Source organism: Halomonas huangheensis (assembly GCF_001431725.1).
Taxonomy (GTDB): Bacteria; Pseudomonadota; Gammaproteobacteria; order Pseudomonadales; family Halomonadaceae; genus Halomonas; species Halomonas huangheensis.
The window spans coordinates 2374492-2392306 of the sequence record NZ_CP013106.1 but is presented as its reverse complement, the minus strand read 5'-3'; the positions used below and the strand labels follow the sequence as shown (position 1 = coordinate 2392306).

The 17815-nt window shown below is 58.8% G+C and carries 16 protein-coding genes; 8 read left to right on the top strand and 8 right to left on the bottom strand.

From position 1 onward, the window contains the following. The first annotated feature begins 7 nt into the window (after nt 1-7). From pheT to AR456_RS10590, 3 genes are all read left to right on the top strand, one after another. Complete coding sequence (gene pheT / locus AR456_RS10600) at nt 8-2389, top strand: phenylalanine--tRNA ligase subunit beta (protein ID WP_021817423.1); 2382 nt, start codon at nt 8-10, stop codon at nt 2387-2389. Between the two features lie 16 nt (nt 2390-2405). Beyond that, nucleotides 2406-2756 carry an integration host factor subunit alpha gene (locus tag AR456_RS10595; RefSeq protein WP_021817424.1) on the top strand — a complete coding sequence of 117 codons (351 nt, stop codon included), beginning with the start codon at nt 2406-2408 and terminating at the stop codon, nt 2754-2756. 100 nt (nt 2757-2856) lie between these two features. Further along, nucleotides 2857-4017 carry an AAA family ATPase gene (locus AR456_RS10590; protein WP_021817425.1) on the top strand — a complete coding sequence of 387 codons (1161 nt, stop codon included), beginning with the start codon at nt 2857-2859 and terminating at the stop codon, nt 4015-4017. A 69-nt stretch (nt 4018-4086) separates the two neighbouring features. Here AR456_RS10590 and AR456_RS10585 read toward each other — a convergent pair whose 3' ends face one another. Further along, nucleotides 4087-4302: a DUF2788 domain-containing protein gene (locus AR456_RS10585; RefSeq protein WP_031207007.1), complete on the bottom strand. Its 216-nt coding sequence runs from the start codon at nt 4300-4302 to the stop codon at nt 4087-4089. Between the two features lie 137 nt (nt 4303-4439). Between AR456_RS10585 and AR456_RS10580 the strand changes: the two genes are divergently transcribed. Further along, on the top strand, nt 4440-4904 hold the full coding sequence (locus AR456_RS10580; RefSeq protein WP_031207009.1) for a flavodoxin: 465 nt from the start codon (nt 4440-4442) through the stop codon (nt 4902-4904). Further along, entirely contained in the window at nt 4904-5296 is a 393-nt protein-coding gene (locus AR456_RS10575) for a hypothetical protein (RefSeq protein WP_021817428.1), read from the top strand. The genes AR456_RS10580 and AR456_RS10575 overlap by 1 nt, the downstream gene beginning before the upstream one ends. A 214-nt stretch (nt 5297-5510) precedes the next feature. Here the strand turns inward: AR456_RS10575 and ppnN are convergent, their stop codons facing one another. Continuing rightward, nucleotides 5511-6881, bottom strand: a complete 1371-nt coding sequence (ppnN, locus tag AR456_RS10570) for a nucleotide 5'-monophosphate nucleosidase PpnN (protein WP_021817429.1) — start codon at nt 6879-6881, stop codon at nt 5511-5513. A 14-nt stretch (nt 6882-6895) separates the two neighbouring features. After that, nucleotides 6896-7192 (bottom strand): hypothetical protein, encoded by a 297-nt coding sequence (locus tag AR456_RS10565; RefSeq protein WP_155829137.1) that lies wholly within the window; start codon nt 7190-7192, stop codon nt 6896-6898. Nucleotides 7193-7337: 145 nt separating this feature from the next. Between AR456_RS10565 and AR456_RS10560 the strand changes: the two genes are divergently transcribed. Next, on the top strand, nt 7338-8276 hold the full coding sequence (locus AR456_RS10560) for a LysR family transcriptional regulator (protein WP_021817431.1): 939 nt from the start codon (nt 7338-7340) through the stop codon (nt 8274-8276). A gap of 132 nt (nt 8277-8408) precedes the next feature. Here the strand turns inward: AR456_RS10560 and gcvP are convergent, their stop codons facing one another. Next, nucleotides 8409-11303, bottom strand: a complete 2895-nt coding sequence (gcvP, locus tag AR456_RS10555; protein ID WP_021817432.1) for an aminomethyl-transferring glycine dehydrogenase — start codon at nt 11301-11303, stop codon at nt 8409-8411. A gap of 208 nt (nt 11304-11511) precedes the next feature. Beyond that, entirely contained in the window at nt 11512-11904 is a 393-nt protein-coding gene (gcvH, locus tag AR456_RS10550; RefSeq protein WP_021817433.1) for a glycine cleavage system protein GcvH, read from the bottom strand. A 586-nt stretch (nt 11905-12490) separates the two neighbouring features. On the opposite strand from gcvH, the gene AR456_RS10545 reads away from it, so the two are divergent. Both AR456_RS10545 and gcvT read left to right on the top strand, forming a co-directional pair. After that, the gene (locus AR456_RS10545; protein ID WP_021817434.1) at nt 12491-13879 is read left to right on the top strand and encodes an alanine/glycine:cation symporter family protein; all 1389 of its coding nucleotides are present in this window, start codon (nt 12491-12493) and stop codon (nt 13877-13879) included. An 81-nt stretch (nt 13880-13960) separates the two neighbouring features. Further along, a complete protein-coding gene (gene gcvT, locus AR456_RS10540) occupies nt 13961-15070 on the top strand; it encodes a glycine cleavage system aminomethyltransferase GcvT (RefSeq protein WP_021817435.1) in 1110 nt (369 codons plus the stop codon). Nucleotides 15071-15373: 303 nt separating this feature from the next. Here the strand turns inward: gcvT and AR456_RS10535 are convergent, their stop codons facing one another. From AR456_RS10535 to AR456_RS10525, 3 genes are read right to left on the bottom strand one after another with little or no spacing between them, the layout of a single operon-like run. Next, entirely contained in the window at nt 15374-15985 is a 612-nt protein-coding gene (locus tag AR456_RS10535) for an alpha-ketoglutarate-dependent dioxygenase AlkB family protein (protein WP_051995679.1), read from the bottom strand. Between the two features lie 48 nt (nt 15986-16033). Further along, nucleotides 16034-16624, bottom strand: coding sequence for a phosphatase PAP2 family protein (locus tag AR456_RS10530; RefSeq protein ID WP_021817437.1), 591 nt, complete (start codon nt 16622-16624; stop codon nt 16034-16036). Further along, on the bottom strand, nt 16596-17756 hold the full coding sequence (locus AR456_RS10525; protein ID WP_021817438.1) for a glycosyltransferase family 4 protein: 1161 nt from the start codon (nt 17754-17756) through the stop codon (nt 16596-16598). The genes AR456_RS10530 and AR456_RS10525 overlap by 29 nt, the downstream gene beginning before the upstream one ends. Between the last annotated feature and the right edge of the window lie 59 nt (nt 17757-17815).

Sequence of the window (17815 nt, the reverse complement as noted above, 5' to 3'; positions counted from 1 at the left end):
AGCCGAAATGAAAGTTTCCGAACAGTGGCTGCGCGAATGGGTCTCGCCGCAGCTCTCGACACAGGGGTTGGCCGACCAGATCACTATGGCTGGCCTGGAAGTCGATGCCGTGGAACCGGTTGCTGCCGATTTCACCAACGTGGTTGTCGCTGAAGTCGTCGGTAAGGTTCAGCATCCCGACGCTGACAAGTTGAATGTCTGTCAGGTTCGTGACGGTGGTGGTGAGACCGTGCAGGTCGTTTGTGGTGCCCCCAATGTAGCCGTCGGGCAGCGCATTCCTTTTGCCCAGGTGGGTGCGGTATTGCCTGGGCCATTCAAGATCAAGAAGGCCAAGCTGCGAGGTGTCGAGTCTTTCGGCATGATCTGCTCGGCCTCGGAGCTGGGGCTCGAAGAAGGTACGTCTGAAGGTATCCTGGTGTTGCCCGAGGATGCGCCGGTGGGCACTGGGCTGCGCGAGTACCTGGGACTGGATGATCACACCATTGAGGTTGATCTGACTCCCAATCGTGGCGATTGCCTCAGTGTGGTCGGCCTGGCGCGGGAAGTGGGAGTGCTCAATCGCCTGCCGCTTGCCGAGTTGCCGGGGACTCCGGTTGTCGCTGCCCATGACCAGACCTTTCCGGTCCAGCTCGATGACCCCGAGCGTTGCCCGCGGTATATCGGACGAGTGATCAAGGGCGTCGATATCACCGCCAGCACCCCAACCTGGATGGTGGAGCGCTTGCGTCGCAGCGGTATTCGCGCGATCGATCCGGCCGTCGATGTCACCAACTATGTCATGCTCGAGCTCGGACAGCCGCTGCACGCCTTTGATCTCGCCAACCTCAATGGGGCGGTGATCGTGCGTCTGGCGCGTCAGGGTGAGGAGCTGGTACTTCTCGATGGTCAGAACGTTGCGCTGGATAGCGGAACGCTGATCATTGCTGACGAGAAGGGGCCGTTGGCCATCGCTGGTGTCATGGGGGGAGAGCACTCCGGGGTGAACAGCGAAACACGCGATATCTTCCTCGAAGGAGCTTTCTTCACGCCGCTTGCTGTTGCCGGCCAGGCACGTTCCTACGGCCTGCATACCGATGCCTCTCATCGCTTCGAGCGTGGTGTTGATCCCGAGATGACGCGTCGTGCCATCGAGCGTGCAACGCAGTTGCTGCTCGATATCTGTGGCGGTGAAGCCGGGCCTCTCAACGAGCAGGTCAGTGAGGCGCATCTGCCCGTCGGGCGAGAGGTTACCCTTCGTGAGGCGCGCCTTGCGGGAGCCTTGAGCAAGCATCTGGACAATGCCGAGATTGCCGAGATCCTCGAGCGTCTCGGTATGGCAGTGGAGTCCGTGGATAATGGCTGGACGGTCAAGGTGCCGAGTTGGCGCTTTGATGTCAGCATTGAAGAGGATCTGATTGAGGAAGTCGCACGGATCCATGGGTACAACCAGTTGCCTGTGCGTCGCCCAGCCGTGCGCCTGGCGTTGCAACCCGAGGCCGAAGGTCGCACTCCGCTGGGACTGCTGCGCCGTCAGATGACCGCATGTGGCTATCAGGAGGCGATTACCTACAGCTTCGTGGCTCCCGAGCTGCAGCAGGCGTTGTTGCCTGAGGCAAAGTCGCCGGTACTGGCCAACCCGATCTCTACGGATCTTTCGGTGATGCGTGCCAGTCTGTTCCCGGGTCTGGTACGTGCGTTGGAACACAATCTCAATCGCCAACAGACCCGTGTGCGGCTGTTCGAGAGTGGTCTGGTATTCCGCGGCGAACTCGATCAGCTGGAGCAGATCCCGATGCTCGGTGCGGTGGTTTGCGGATCACGCCTGCCGGAGGGGTGGACCGGTGGTCGTGACAAGGTCGACTTCTTCGACCTCAAGGGTGATCTCGAGAGCCTGCTTGGTGTTGCTGGTGATGCGAATGCCTGGCGTTTCGAACCGGGTGAGCACCCGTCCTTGCATCCGGGACAGTGCGCACGAGTGCTGCATCGTGGCGAAGAGGCCGGCTGGATCGGAGCACTGCATCCGGCAACGCGAGCGAAACTGGGGCTCAAGGCTGATGCGATTCTCTTTGAAGTGCGTCTCGATGCACTGACCGAAGGACGGGTTCCTGCGTTCAAACCCCTGTCACGCTACCCCGAGGTCCGCCGTGATCTGGCCTTTGTCGTAGCCGATACCACGCCGGTCCAGGCGCTACTTGATGCCGTGGGCAGCGAGGCGGGCGAATGGCTGACCGATGTGGCGTTGTTTGACGTCTATCAGGGCAAGGGCGTTGCTGAGCAACACAAGAGTGTCGCTCTGGGCTTGACCTGGCAGCATCCTTCGCGCACGCTAAATGACGATGAAATCAATCAGTTGGTCGATGCCATCGTTACCACTGCTCGCCAGCGTCTACAGGCGGAATTGAGAGCCTGATCGAAGGGAGCGGTATGTGAGCGCAGACGGCTGGCAAGACCATCACCATGAGGATGACAACATGGGTGCGTTGACCAAGGCCGAACTGGCAGAGCATCTGCATACGGAACTCGGCCTTTCCAAGCGGGAAGCGAAGTCCATGGTGGAAGCTTTCTTCGAGGAAATCCGCGCTTGCCTGCGTGAGAACGAGCAGGTCAAATTGTCTGGGTTCGGTAATTTCGACCTGCGAGACAAGCGTGAACGACCGGGACGTAATCCCAAGACTGGTGAGGAGATTCCGATCTCTGCCAGGCGAGTGGTGACTTTCCGTCCCGGGCAGAAGCTCAAGAGTCAGGTGGGGGATTCCGACTCCGACTTCGATTCCTGATCGCAGACTGCCACGATAGCGCTGCTTCCTTCGGGGAGCGGCGCTGTTTGCGTTGCGATATCCTTCTCAGGAGCGGTGCCTCGCGTGTGAGATCCACACCATGCTGATTTCTCTGGCCGTATCCAACTACCGCTCATTGCGTGATCTGCGACTCGAGTTGGGTGCGCTCAATGTCATTACCGGCGCCAATGGTAGTGGCAAATCCAACCTTTATCGTGCGCTGCGTCTGTTGGCTGCTACCGCTCAGGGCGACGTGGTATCCGCACTGGCCAGTGAGGGAGGGTTACCGTCCTGCTTCTGGGCCGGTCCCGAGCAGTTTTCACGTGGTATGCGTGAGGGCAGTGAGCCTGTTCAGGGCGGGCCTCGTCAGCAAGCCGTGCGCCTCAAGCTGGGATTCAGCAGTGAGGATTTCGGCTATCTGATCGAGCTGGGGCTGCCGCGCCCCGATTCCACCAGCCATTTCAACCTCGATCCGGAAATCAAGCGTGAGCTTATCTGGGTAGGTAGTGCCTGGCGGCCCACAAGTGCGATTGTGGACCGCAAGGGCCCGTTGGTAAGGGTCAGGGAGGGGCGGCGTTGGATCGGTGTCAGCGAGCAGCTACAGAGCTTTGACAGCTTGTTCAGCCAGGTGGCGGATGCCAGGGCGACGCCTGTGGTACTTGAGTTGCGTGAGAGAATTCGCGACTGGCGCTTCTACGATCACTTTCGGACTGATCCAGAGGCTCCGGCGCGCCAGGTGCCGTTGGCGACCCGTACGCCGGTATTGCACCACGATGGCCGCGATCTCGTTGCAGCACTACAGACGATCCGCGAGATTGGCGATGCCCAGTCGCTCGATGCGGCGATCGAGGATGCCTTTCCGGGAGCCCGTCTGGCGATCGAACCGATGGGCGGCGGTCGGCTGGCACTGGCCTTCCATCAGCATGGTCTGCTGCGGCCGCTGTCCAGCAGTGAGCTTTCCGATGGTACTTTGCGCTATCTGTTATTGATGGCGGCATTGCTCACGCCACGACCACCCTCGCTGATGGTGCTCAATGAGCCAGAGAATAGTCTGCATCCGGATCTGTTGTCGGCATTGGCCAGGTTGATCATCAGCGTCAGTGCGTCCACGCAGGTTTGGGTAGTTACCCATTCGAGTCGTTTGGTCGCGGCTCTTGGTGGTTCAGAGCGCTGCCAAGGTATTGAGTTGGACAAGCAGTTGGGTGAGACGCAGATTCCCGGTCGCGGAATTCTGGATATGCCCACCTGGCACTGGCCATGATGCCTTTGATAATACTGGTGATATGGGAAATGGCGATGATGAAGGTGGCTATGAGCTATGAGCTATGAGCTATGAGGTCTGAATGCCCTGTTGTTGGAGCCACCAGCCAATTGCCACCTTGAAGATATAACCGAGCATGCCGGCGCCAAGTACGACGAACAACATCAGGGTGCCGAAGCGTCCAGCGCGCGATGTGCGTGCCAGGTCGCGGATAATGAAACACATGAACAGCATCAGGCCGCCGATCATGATCGGGGTGATCCAGGCGTCGAAGGTTTCCTGCATGGTGGGAACTCGAATGTTGTGGTGAAGCGGTGAATGTGGGCGACGCCAGCTGGTCGAGCTCAGGGTTATGCCAGGACTGGCGTACATGATAGAATTTACACAGTTTTTCCAGCCCCTTTCATCAAGTCAAGCCTCATATGCCTACACTCAAGATACTTGTCGGTACCATGTATGGTGGTGCCCTGGACGTAGCCGAACAAGTCAAGCCGTTGTTCGAAGACGCGGGTTACGAGGTGCAGGTTCTCGACCAGCCCAGTCTCGCTGATGTCACCGCAGAAGATACCGACCTCGCACTATTTTGCGTCTCGACGACCGGTAGCGGCGACTTTCCCGGTAATTTCGTTCCCTTCGTCAGAGAACTTCAGGATCAGAGCCCCGGGCTCCCGAGCTTGCGCTATGGCTTGATTGCCATGGGCGACAGCTCCTACGGCGACACGTTCTGTGGCGCCGGGCGTCGCCTCGATGAGCTGCTGCAGGGTCAGGGGGCAACGCGCCTGGACGAGCGCCTGGAGATTGATGCCATGGAGACCTTCATGGCTGACGATGCTGCCTTGCCCTGGGTCGAGGCCTGGATCAGCGCACAAGACCTCAAGGTGGCCTGATGAGCGAGTCAAGGACACCGAAGGTTGCCGGTAAGGTGGCCAGTCCGGCGCGACTGAGCCTGATGGTCGGGCTGATGATCGTGCTGGCCTTGACCCTGCCGCGTTACTCCGTGGCGGGTCATGCCACCCGGGAAACACTTGGTTGGATTATCCTTGGTGTGCTGGCGTTGGCCAGTCTCATGCAGTGGCGGTTCCTCGATGGAACTGGTCGCTCGCGCTTCCTGCGCCTGTTGTTCACTCTGATTGGTTGCCTGGTTGTTGGCATGTTGGCGATGATCGGCTGGAAGGTCGTCGGAAGTGGTGTGCCGCTTGGCCTTGCGACGCTGTCCCAGGGAGCAACGGCGGGCCTATTGTTGTATGCCATCGTGCTGATATTTGCACGCAAGGACTGACCACTGTCGAAAGCGTGTTGCTAGACACAGCAATTACTGGACACAGCAGTTGCCAGACACAGCAGTCGCTAGGCGAATCCAGGTGAATCAGAAGTCGTCAGGTGAGTCAGAGCAGCAACGGCCCGGGTAATGAACCCGGGCCGTTGTCGTTGTGATGATCGTTGAGGGCGGCCGTTATGGCAGTCGTCCCGGCGATCATCGAGCAACTCTTGCCTCAGCCAGCATTGCCCAGCGTGTAGCAGGGCTCGTACTCACCAGCCAGCTTCATGCGGCCTTGAGCGACGAAGGATGTCAGTAGGGCATCCAGTTTCGCCATCAGGTCGGCGTCGGCGTGCAGGCGGAAGGGACCATGCGCCTCTATGGCACGCAGACCTTGTTCCTTGACGTTGCCCGCGACAATCCCGGAAAAGGCGCGACGGAGATTGGCAGCCAATTCATGTTTGGGTAGTTCACGACGCAAGGCCAGAGAAGCCATTGCTTCATGAGTTGGCGTGAAGGGTTCCTGGAAGTCGCGAGCAATGGTCAGCCGCCAGTTGAAGTGGAACGCATCCTGCCGGGAGCGACGATACTCGGTAACCTTTTCAATATCGGCGCGCATGGTTCTGGCGACACTCGCCGGGTCAGCGATGATGATGCGATACAGGTTACGCACCGATTCTCCCAGGGTGTAGACCAGAAACTCATCGATGCGCGTGAAGTAATCGGCAGCACTGGCAGGCCCGGTAAATATCAGCGGCAACTGCATATCGGCATTGTCGGGATGCAGCAGGATGCCAAGCAGATAAAGGATTTCCTCTGCGGTACCAACGCCGCCAGGAAAGACAATGATGCCGTGGCCCAGGCGCACGAAAGCCTCGAGACGCTTCTCGATGTCCGGCATTACCACCAGTTCGTTGACGATGGGGTTGGGGGCTTCCGCGGCGATGATGCCGGGCTCCGAAACACCAAGGTAACGAGCGGGGTAGCGGCGTTGCTTGGCATGCGCGACATTGGCTCCTTTCATCGGCCCCTTCATCGCGCCGGGTCCACAGCCGGTGCAGATATCGAGATCGCGAAGACCGAGGTGATAGCCGACATCCTTGGTGTACTCGTACTCCTCGCGAGAGATCGAGTGCCCTCCCCAACAGACCACCATGCTGGGGTCCAGGCCTGGTTTCAGAGTCCCGGCCTTGCGCAGGATGTGGAAGACGGCGTTGGTGGTGCCTTCACCGGAGCTCAGGTCGAAACGGTTCTGGGTCTGAATCTCGTTGTAGACGTAGACGATATCGCGCAGCACCGATGACAGGTGCTCTCGGATACCGCGAATCATACGTCCATCAACAAAGGCTTCGGCGGGCGCATTGGACAGTTTGAGGCGTACGCCACGGTCTTGTTGCTGAACCTCGATATCGAAATCCGGGTAGGTCTCCATCAGCGCAAGACCATCATCCATCGGGTTGCCCGAGTTGAGCACCGCCAGGGCGCAGCGGCGCAGAATGTCATGCAGGCCGGCCTGAGACGTGTCGCGCAGACGATTGACCTCGTGCTGGGACAGGATTTCAAGACTGCCTTCCGGAGAGATGGTGGCAGAAATGGTTTCTGGCATTGCTGGCTTCCTTGTCAGGGCGTGCTGGCCTGGGCCTGAAGGCACGCCAGGTTGAAGAGTTGTCTAACTGCCTGCTGGTCAGCGTCGCTCATGCCATCCTGGGCGAAAGTGTTGTCCAGCCATTGATGGAAGACGGCGTCAAATTCTTCACCGTCCACATCCATCGGGTCGTAGTCGAGTTGATCGAAGACGAGAGGAATCTGGGGAATGAGGTAGCCCAGAGGAAAGAGGTCGTCGGCACCAGCCTCCTGCTCCATGGACAGCAGGGCTTCATGGATGGCGTCGGCGCGAGCGGCGATAGGGTCGGACATGAACAGGGCTCTCAAACTGGGTAGAACAGAGGTGTACGAAATGGCTGATGTTGATGCTAACACGAGCCGCAGGCCCGGGGCAGCGCTGCTGTAGAACCTGCAAAGTGATAGAATGGCGGCGCTTTCACGGAGTGGCCGACTGCCCATGTTCAATGCTCAATACTTCCGTACCTTCATTACGCTCGTCGAGACCGGTAGCTTTACGGGCACTGCCCGGCGGCTATCGATGACGCAGCCTGGCGTCAGTCAACATGTGCGCAAGTTGGAGCAGTATCTCGGCAAGCCTCTGATCGAGCGTCAGGGGCGACGGATCAGGCTGACCGAAGCAGGGCGGCGCGCTCATGATTATGGTGTCCGGTTGTTCTCGGATCATGAGCAATTTCGCCATTCGCTGGATGACGATAGCTTGTTCAGTGGCGAGTGCCGAATTGCCTCCACCGCCAGTATCGGTGTGATGCTGTATCCATTTCTGCTCGGCCAGCAGCAGCTTAATCCCGGCTTGAGTGTGACCTATTGCTTCGCCTTCCAGCCGGAGATCATCACCGATGTGATCACCGGTCGTCATGATGTCGGGGTGGTGACTGAGATGCCTCGGGAGGAGGCGGTTGATGTCGAGGCATGGTATGACGAGCCGTTGTGTCTTGTGGTCCCGGCGGACTTCGCGGGAGCGTCGCTCAATGATCTATTGGGGCTGGGATTCATCAACTACAGCGAGGGGTTGGACAAGGCGCGTGCGCTACTCAAGGCCAATTTTTCCAGTGAGTTTCGGTCCATGAGCCAGTTTCCCAGCCAGGGCTTTACCAACGAGGTCGGCATGGTGCTGGATGCGGTCGCGCGTGGACTCGGCTTCAGTGTGGTATCGCGGTTGGTGTTGGAGACGTCTCCCTGGCAGCGTCAGGTACGTGAGCTGCCACTCTCGCAGCCGGTTGATGAGACCTTCTATCTGGTCAGTCGTCGCGATGCACGGATTCCCGGCCGCTACTTCCGGCTGCTCGAAGCTTTTCGCGAGCAGCGCCATCTTGAGCGCTTCGGTCACCCGGACAACCGACCGTCAGGCGAACCGGATGCGTCTGGCGCCAACTGAGTCAGCCGACTATTCCAGATGACTATTCCAGCCAACTATTCCCGCCAACTATTCCCGCCAACTATTCCAGCACCTGAAACGATGACACCCCGCCGCAGCGGGGTGTCAATCGAGTACATACTTGACTGCAGGTCAGTCGCGGTACTCATCGATGCTCGGGCATGAACAGATCAACTGACGATCGCCCAGCACGTTGTCGACACGGTTGACTGCCGGCCAGTACTTGGCGCCTTTGACCGCATCGGAAGGGAACGCGCCGATTTCACGTGAGTAGCTGCGCGTCCACTCGCTATCCATCAGGTCGGCCATGGTATGCGGTGCGTGCACCAGAGGGTTGTCCTCGGCTGTCCACTCTCCACTTTCCACTTTGCCGATTTCCTCACGAATCGCGATCATTGCGTCGCAGAAACGATCCAGCTCGTATAGCGACTCCGACTCGGTTGGCTCGATCATCAAGGTGCCGGGCACCGGGAACGACATGGTTGGCGCATGGAAACCATAGTCGATCAGGCGTTTGGCGATGTCTTCCTCACTGATGCCGGAAGCGGCCTTGAGCGGGCGAATATCGATGATGCATTCGTGGGCGACGGTACCGTTCTGCCCCTTGTAGAGCACCGGATAGTGGTCGCCCAGGCGACGGGCGATGTAGTTGGCACCGAGGATTGCCAGCTCGGTGGCTTCACGTAGGCCGCGAGCTCCCATCATCTTGATGTATGCCCAGGAGATCGGCAGGATCGAAGCCGAACCGAAGGCGGCGGCGGATACTGCGCCGGAGTTGGCTTCCACGCCTTCCAGAGGTGTTACCACATGGTTGGCAACGTAGGGCGCAAGGTGTGCCTTTACACCGATCGGGCCCATTCCGGGGCCACCGCCGCCATGCGGGATGCAGAATGTCTTGTGAAGATTGAGGTGGCTGACGTCGCCGCCGAAGTCACCCGGGCAGGCCAGACCCACCTGTGCGTTCATGTTGGCGCCATCGATGTATACCTGGCCGCCATTGGCATGCACGATCTCGCAGGCTTCGCGGACACCTTCCTCGAATACGCCATGGGTCGACGGGTAGGTGAGCATGATTGCCGAAAGCTGTGAGGCATGCTGTTCGGCCTTGGCACGCAGGTCCGTGAGGTCGATGTTGCCGTTGTCGTCACACTCGACGACCACGACTTTCATGCTGCACATGGCGGCGGAGGCCGGGTTGGTGCCGTGTGCGGAGCTCGGAATCAGGCAGATGTCTCGGTGGCCTTCACCCTGTGCGGCCTGGTAGCGGCGAATCGCTACCAGACCGGCGTACTCGCCCTGGGCACCGGAGTTGGGCTGCATCGAGATGTGATCGTAGCCGGTAATTTCCACCAGGAAGGCCGCCAGTTCATCAATCATCTGCCGATAGCCGGCCACCTGGTCCTTCGGCGCAAAGGGGTGGATGCGCGCGAACTCTGGCCAGGTAATCGGCATCATTTCAGTAGTGGCATTGAGCTTCATGGTGCAGGAGCCCAGCGGAATCATCGCATGTGCCAGCGACAGGTCCTTGTTTTCAAGACGCTTCAGGTAACGCAGCATCTCGGTTTCGCTACGGTAACGTTGGAAGGTCGGATGGTTCAGGAAGTCGCTGGTACGCTGGCAGGCAGCCGGGATACCGCTGGCCTGGTCAGCGACCACACCATCGTCGAGCTCGCGAACACCGAGCCCGTGTTCTTCACCGAGCAGTACGTCGAAGAGGATATCGAGGTCGTGAGCGGTAGTGGTCTCGTCGAGACTTACGCCGACATCGCCATTGTCGAAGTAGCGCAGGTTGATGTCATGGGTCATGGCGCGGCCAAGGATCTTGCCGCGGTCGACACCAGTCAGACGCAGAGTGTCAAACCAGCTGTCATTGACCAGTTGGATGCCTTTCTGCTGCAGACCGTGCGCAAGAATGGTGGTCAGGCGATGAATGCGGCCAGCGATGGTGCGCAGGCCCTCGGCGCCATGATAGACGGCATAGAAACCAGCGATATTGGCCAGCAGTGCCTGGGCGGTACAGATGTTGGACGTCGCCTTTTCGCGGCGGATGTGCTGTTCACGGGTTTGCATCGCCATGCGTAGCGCGGTATTTCCGCGTGCATCCTTCGACACGCCGATGATGCGGCCGGGAATCGAGCGCTTGAGCTTGTCGGTGGTGGCAAAGAAGGCGGCGTGCGGGCCGCCGAAGCCCATCGGGACGCCAAAGCGTTGCGAGGAACCGACAACAATATCGGCGCCCAGCATGCCAGGCTCCTTGAGCAGTACCAGCGCCATCAGATCAGTGGCAACACAGGTCATGACGCCACGCTGGCGAGCCGAGTCGATCAGCGGTGCCAGGTCGTGGATGCGACCATCGTTACCCGGGTACTGAAGCAGTGCACCAAACACATCATGCTCGCCCAGAGTGCTGGCGGGAGCAGTGATGATCTCGTAGCCGAACCAGGCGGCACGAGTACGCAGGACATCGATGGTCTGTGGGAAGACATCTTCGGCAACAAAGAAAGCGTTGCTCTTTGCTTTCTTGTTCGAGCGGCGACACAGTGCCATGGCTTCTGCAGCGGCAGTTGCCTCGTCCAGCAATGAGGCATTGGCCAGTTCCATGCCGGTCAGGTCCATGACCATCTGCTGGAAGTTGAGCAGACCTTCAAGGCGGCCCTGGGAAATTTCAGGCTGGTACGGCGTATATGCGGTGTACCAACCCGGATTTTCCAGCACGTTGCGTTGGATGACTGACGGAAGGTGAGTGTCGTAATACCCCTGTCCGATATAGCTGCGTGCCACCTTGTTCTGGCGTGCCAGGCGATAGAGGTAATCGAGAGCTTCCGCTTCGGCCTTGGGCGGATCGAGATCCAACTCGCGTCCGAGCCGGATATTGGCTGGCACGGTGCGGTCAATCAGCGTATCCACGCTATCCATATCCAAGGCCGACAGCATGGTGTTTCTGTCGTCCTCTCGCGGTCCATTGTGGCGACGAATGAAGGCATCGTGGTCGGCCAGTTCGGCCAGGCGGCGTTTGTCAAAAGCCATGGAACACCCTGGTAGCGTGGTGGGCAACAGCCCAATGGTGAACAAGGCGCATGCTGTGCGGGTCAACGCATGGTTTGCGGGGCATCGCATAGCTTGCGGGTAATTGCAGTGCGCGGGTAGTCACAGTGCATGGAGCGTTGAAGAGCCGCTGCCTGCTGATAAGGCAGGCAGACAGCTCATCCATCCGTCAGACAGATGGAATTGAGGGTTAACCCTCGGCGTCGATGATGGCCTGATAGCCGTCTGCATCGAGTAGGTTCTCGAGGACACTCTTGTCTTCGAGGCGCACTTTCATGATCCAGCCGTCTTCATAGGGCGCATCGTTGACGGTCTCCGGTGAATCTTCCAGCTCGTTGTTGATCTCGACGACTTCGCCGTCGACAGGAGCGTAGAGGTCGGAGGCGGCCTTGACCGATTCGATGACGCCGAATTCATCGCCACGTGCAAGAGCACTGCCGACTTCGGGAAGTTCGACGAAGACCACGTCGCCCAGAGCTTCCTGGGCATGGTCGGTAATGCCGATGGTCACGGTGCCGTCTCCGTTGTCCAGGATCCACTCGTGGCTGTCGGTGTAGCGCAGGTTGGCGGGGATAGAGCTCATCACGATTTCCTATACGAAAATTGGTTTTCCGATGTTGCGCATGCTAACGCCAACGAAGGCGTTTTGCGAGTCTCTGTATCAATAAGTGTTCCTGAAGAATTCGGGAACCACCGAAATCCTCTGCTGTAGATTGGAACGACAGGCGCGTGGCGTCCAGTAGCAATAGTAGTCACTGCAAGATGGAAAGGGGATATCCGGCTGTATCCGGCACCGTTCTGTCGTCTCCTCGCTGGTATCTGTCATTGGACAGCTATTCCCGCAGCGGCTGTGGGGTGTCTATGAGCGACAGTGGCTCGTTGAGTGAGAGAGGGATTGTACCGTAGAGAGTCACGCATTAGAGTATCCTGAGTTTCCAATAAGAAAATTCTGGAAACACGGCGCACAGCGTAGCGTGGTGTCAGCGTGGATTATTGCTGCTGGTGCGAATTCGCCTCTATCCGCTATCGTAGGCGGGTTCGTACTGTCGACTCTGCACCAGGGGAATCGGTATTCGTTGAGGCTGACGCATTGATTCGCACGATCTGTATGGATCGCCTTGATGGATCGGCAGTACATAAAAATAATTGCCTTGCATAGGGAGACTTCCGTGGAAGCACTCAACAATATCTTCACCTCCATCAATGGAGTGGTGTGGGGACCCATCATGCTGGTCCTGTTGCTGGGGGTGGGCATCTACCTTCAGGCGGGGCTCAAGCTGATGCCGATCCGCAAGCTGGGTACCGGCTTCAAACTGATGTGGGCGGGACGCGACAGCAAAGGCGATGCCAAGGATGGTGAGGTTTCTCCATTCAACGCTTTGATGACAGCACTCTCTGCCACCATCGGTACCGGTAACATCGCGGGCGTGGCGACTGCCATTGCGTTGGGTGGCCCAGGTGCTGTGTTCTGGATGTGGATTACCGCACTGGTAGGTATGGCGACCAAATTTGCCGAGGCGGTGCTGGCGGTGCGCTATCGCGAGACCGACAGCAATGGCAATCACATCGGTGGCCCGATGTTCTACATCAAGAATGGCCTGGGGCGTAAATGGCTCTGGCTGGGCGTGGCTTTTGCCTTCTTTGGTGGCATAGCTGCCTTTGGTATCGGTAACACGGTACAGGCCAACTCGGTGGCAGATGCGTTGCAGTCCAGCTTCGGTATCGCCCCCTGGGTCACCGGTGTGGTGATGATGGTACTCGCTGGTGCGGTGATTCTGGGTGGTATCAAGCGTATCGCCAAGGTGGCCGGTAAGCTTGTGCCGATCATGGGTATCGCCTATATCGTAGCGGGTGTCATCGCTCTGATTGCCAATGCTGATCAAATTGGTGCGGCATTCAGCAGTATCTTCTACTACGCCTTCAACCCGCATGCCGCCGCTGGTGGATTTGCCGGTGCCGCGGTGATGGCTGCCATTCGTTTCGGTGTCGCGCGCGGTATCTTCTCCAACGAGGCAGGGCTGGGTAGTGCTCCTATTGCCCATGCTGCCGCGCAGACAAAGAACCCGGTCCGTCAGGGTCTGATTGCCATGCTGGGTACGTTCATCGATACCATCGTGGTGTGCTCGATCACTGCGCTGGTGATCCTGACATCTCCGATCTGGGAACAAGGGGTGCAGGGTGCGGCGTTGACTGCGCAATCCTTCAGCCATGCGTTGGCCGGTACGTCGGGTGATGCCATTGTCGCGATTGCGCTGGCGGTATTTGCCTTTACGACCATCCTTGGTTGGTCATTCTACGGTGAGAAGTGCTGCCAGTTCCTGTTCGGTACCCGTTCGATCATGCCTTACCGCATTCTGTTTGTGATCGCGGTGCCAGTGGGTGCTCTGGCCAAGCTGAACTTCATCTGGCTGATGGCCGATACCTTCAACGCCATGATGGCCATTCCCAACTTGATTGCCCTGGCGCTGCTGTCGCCGGTGGTGTTTAAACTGACCAGGGATTACTTCGACGGTAAGGATATCTTGCCCGGCGAAGACCTGGGTCACGGTAAATCCTGAGCCTGCTGGCTTTTCGAGGCGCCCTGCGGGGCGCCTCTTCGCAACAGGCCGGTTCTTCAACGATAGATGAGTGAATTCGCCATGACAGAACTCAAGACCACACCACTTCACGCGCTGCACGAGGAGTTGGGCGCGAAGCTGGTGCCTTTTGCCGGTTATGATATGCCTGTGCAGTATCCGCTTGGGGTCAAGAAGGAGCATGAGCACACCCGCGCTGCTTGTGGCTTGTTTGACGTCTCGCACATGGCGCAGATCCTGATCCATGGAGAAGGGGCGTTGGGCGCACTGGAAACGCTGGTGCCAGCGGATCTGGCTGATCTCCCGGTAGGCATGCAACGCTATGGCCTGTTTACCAGTGAAGACGGCGGTATTCTCGACGACCTGATGACGGTCAATGCGGGCGATCACCTATATCTGGTAGTCAATGCTGCCTGTCGTGACCAGGATCTGGCGCATCTGCGCCGTGGCTTGCCCGAGCATGATGTCGAAGAGCTTGATCGTGGTCTGCTGGCTATCCAGGGACCGAAAACGGCGGCGGTCATGGAGCGTCTGTGCCCGGAAGCCTGCAAGCTGGTATTCATGCAGCACGCTCGCTTCGAGATTGCCGGGATTCCGGTGTGGGTGAGCCGCAGTGGCTACACCGGCGAGGATGGCTTCGAAATCTCGGTGGCGGCAGAGCAGACCGAACAGCTGGCGCGTCTGTTGCTGGCGGAGGAGGAAGTCGAGGCGATTGGTCTTGGCGCACGGGACTCGCTGCGCCTGGAAGCGGGTCTGTGTCTCTACGGCCACGATATTGATACCAGCACCACGCCTGTCGAAGCCGGATTGATATGGGCCATCGGCAAACCTCGTCGTCGTGGTGGCGATCGTGCGGGAGGATTCCCTGGCGCCGATGTGGTGCTCCATCAGATCGAGAAGAAGGATCACCAACGCAAGCGTGTGGGGCTGCTCGCCGAAGGGCGTGCGCCAGTGCGTGAAGGAGCCGAGCTCTACAATGAGAGTGGTGAGCATATCGGAACGGTAACCTCGGGTGGCTTTGGCCCCAGCGTTGGCAAACCCGTCGCGATGGCATATGTCAGCATCGATCAGGCCGAGATCGGTAATACCGTATTTGCTGAAGTACGTGGCAAACGTTTGCCGATGACAGTCAGCAAGATGCCGGTCATAACCCCTGGATACCATCGCGGCTAAGGGCTATCGCGGCCAAGGGGCTGTCGAGGCTAGGGACGGCGATAGAGCCGCTGTGCCACGTATCTCTTTATACCGTTATCTTGAGAATCTGCAGCGTGGTGCCATTGGTGCCGCGCTGTTTGTTGGTATCGAGAAACAAGAGGGAAGAAGGAAAGAGGCCCGACCTTCGAACTCAAAGTAGCTGCAAGATGAACAGCATGTTGCTGTCAATCTGGAACTGAAAGGCTGGCTTCCCGGGCTTTGACAACGTGTCATTCGTCGCTTGAGATTCTCTCTTCTCTCTTCTCTCTTCTCTCTTCTCTCTTACGTCTTGACCCACCGATACGTCAGATTGATTCGCTCGCCATCACTGCGTCGCGGCAGCAGCGCGTGTTCGAGCTGTTGCTGTACTCCGGGGCCCATCAGTAGCAGGCTGCCGTGTTCGAGCCAGACGTTGAATGACGCGTGCGAGCGGTCCTTCCAGCGAAAGCGTAGTGGGCGTGCGGCGCCCAGGCTGACCGAGGCGATACAGGGATGCTCGCCGAGCTCCGTTTCGTTGTCGCTATGCCAGCCCATACGCTGCTCCCCATGCTGATAACGATTGAGGAGTAGGCTATTGAAGGTCCAATGCCCGGGTTGCGCGGTGACGAGATGCTGTTCGATTCGCTGGCGTAGTTTATCGGCGAGTGGGTGCCAGGCGCAGGGTTGAAATCGCTGACCAGAATAGCGGTAGGCGTGATCCCCCATCCACACCTGCTGACGAGGGATCGGGTGAAGTCGTCCGTGGACTCGGACTTCTGGTGTTTGCCAGTCGAGTTCCAGGCCCAGCCTGTTCAGCAATTGGTCGGCCTGTGCTGAAGGCAGGAAGTCGGCAAGATAGTGGAGGGGCGGAGAGTCAAGCACACACTTGCCGGGCAGTGAAGGTCGTGGAGTCATGATCACAGCATGTCACGTCTGGCGTTACTCTGCCCAGCGACAAATGATTCAAGACGCGGCGCTGAGTAGTGTCTCTTCAACGAGCAGCGCTGTTGTTGTTGAGAGCGTCAGGCTGGCGGCAGCAAAGCCATAGCCAAGCACTCCGCCGGCAACCACGTCGCTGATATAGTGCAGACCAAGACCGACACGAGAGATCGCGATCAGTATGGCCAGCGGTACCAGCCAGGGAAGAAGCGCCGGGGCGTGGGTTGCTACCAGCACACAGAACATCACCGCATGCATGGTGTGGCCACTGGGGAAGCTGTAGCGATCCCTCGCCGGCTCATTGCACATGATGCTCTTGCCGAAGGTAATGAATGGGCGTTCACGGCAGAGTCGCGTCTTGACCAGTTTATAGACCGCAATGGCAGCCAATGCCGTGAGAGTGTATTCGAGCATCAGGCGTATACCGATCTCACGCCCGTGGATGACCGGCTGGGCCAGAATCAGCACTACCCATACCGGCCAGTCGCCGACCTTGCTGGCGATCTTTAGCGTCGATAGCCAAGGCCGATGGATAGACAACCCGGCCATGCGTTGGCAGAGGTGCCATTCCAGCATGTCGAGACGATCAAACACCTGCGGGATTCGAGATGGCATGGCGAGACTCCCTTGCATTGCGATGAGCATTGAGGAAGGTTTCGGCAATTGCTGGCCAGCGATAGGCCAGTGCTCGTTGACGTGCTGCTCTACCCAGGCGCGCGTAACGAGCCTGCTGCTGACACAGTTCCACCGCCGCCAGGCGGAAACCCTGGGGATCATCGGCCGGCAGGCTGATGCCATCCAGATCGTTGCTGATCAGTTCGCTGCCTGCGGCGTGCCGGTAGGCGACAACCGCAAGGCCGCTGGCCATCGCCTCGAGTATCACGTTGCCCCAGGTTTCCGATAATGAAGGGAAGACGAAGATATCGGCACTGGCATAGTGGACCTGGAGATCGCTGGACGGGATGAAACCGGTGAAGACCGCATCCGGCAGGGCTTTCTGTAGCGAGGCTCGTCCTGGTCCATCACCAACGATGACCAGGCGCAGGTCTGGACGGGCCAGCTGCATGCCGAGCATGGTGTCGCGCAACAGGTCGAGGTTCTTTTCCGGTGCCAGACGACCGACGTAGAGTGCTACCGGCTGATGAACATTGGCTCCCCAACTGTCTCGCAGAGTCTGGTCGCGCTTGTCTGGAGTGAAACGGTCGCCTTCGATGCCTCGTGCCATCACGCTGACACGTTCGAATCCGTGCTCAGTCAACGCTTCAGCTTGCTGGTGCGTGGGCACGAGGGTTGCATCGCAACGGTTGTGGAAGTGTCGCAGGCGACGACGCACCAGCGGAGAGAGCCAGGCGAATCCATAGTCATGGCAGTAGTGGTCGAAGTTGGTGTGCCAGCCGCTGACCACGGGAATCGAAAGGCTTTCCGCCGCACGCAGCGCTGACCATCCCAACGGGCCTTCGGTAGCGATGTATACCGCATCGGGGCGCTGTTGCTTCCACAGGCGCTTGATGGCGCGTCCTGATGGCCAGCCAATGCGCACTTCCTTGTAGCCTGGTACCGACATGCCGCGTACCTGTACCTCGGATTCAATTCCTTCGGCAGCAGGAGCGTCAGGCGCAGCGGGACGTGGGCGAACCAGTTGCAAGGTAATGCCCATTTCTCGCAGTTCCTGGCTGATCCGGCCAAGAGTATGCGCAACCCCATTGATGTCGGGGGACCAGGTTTCGCTGACCAGACAGATTTGCATGGAGTTCCTCGTGTCTATCGGGCCTGTTATGGCCGCCTCAGACACAAGGTTGGGGGGAG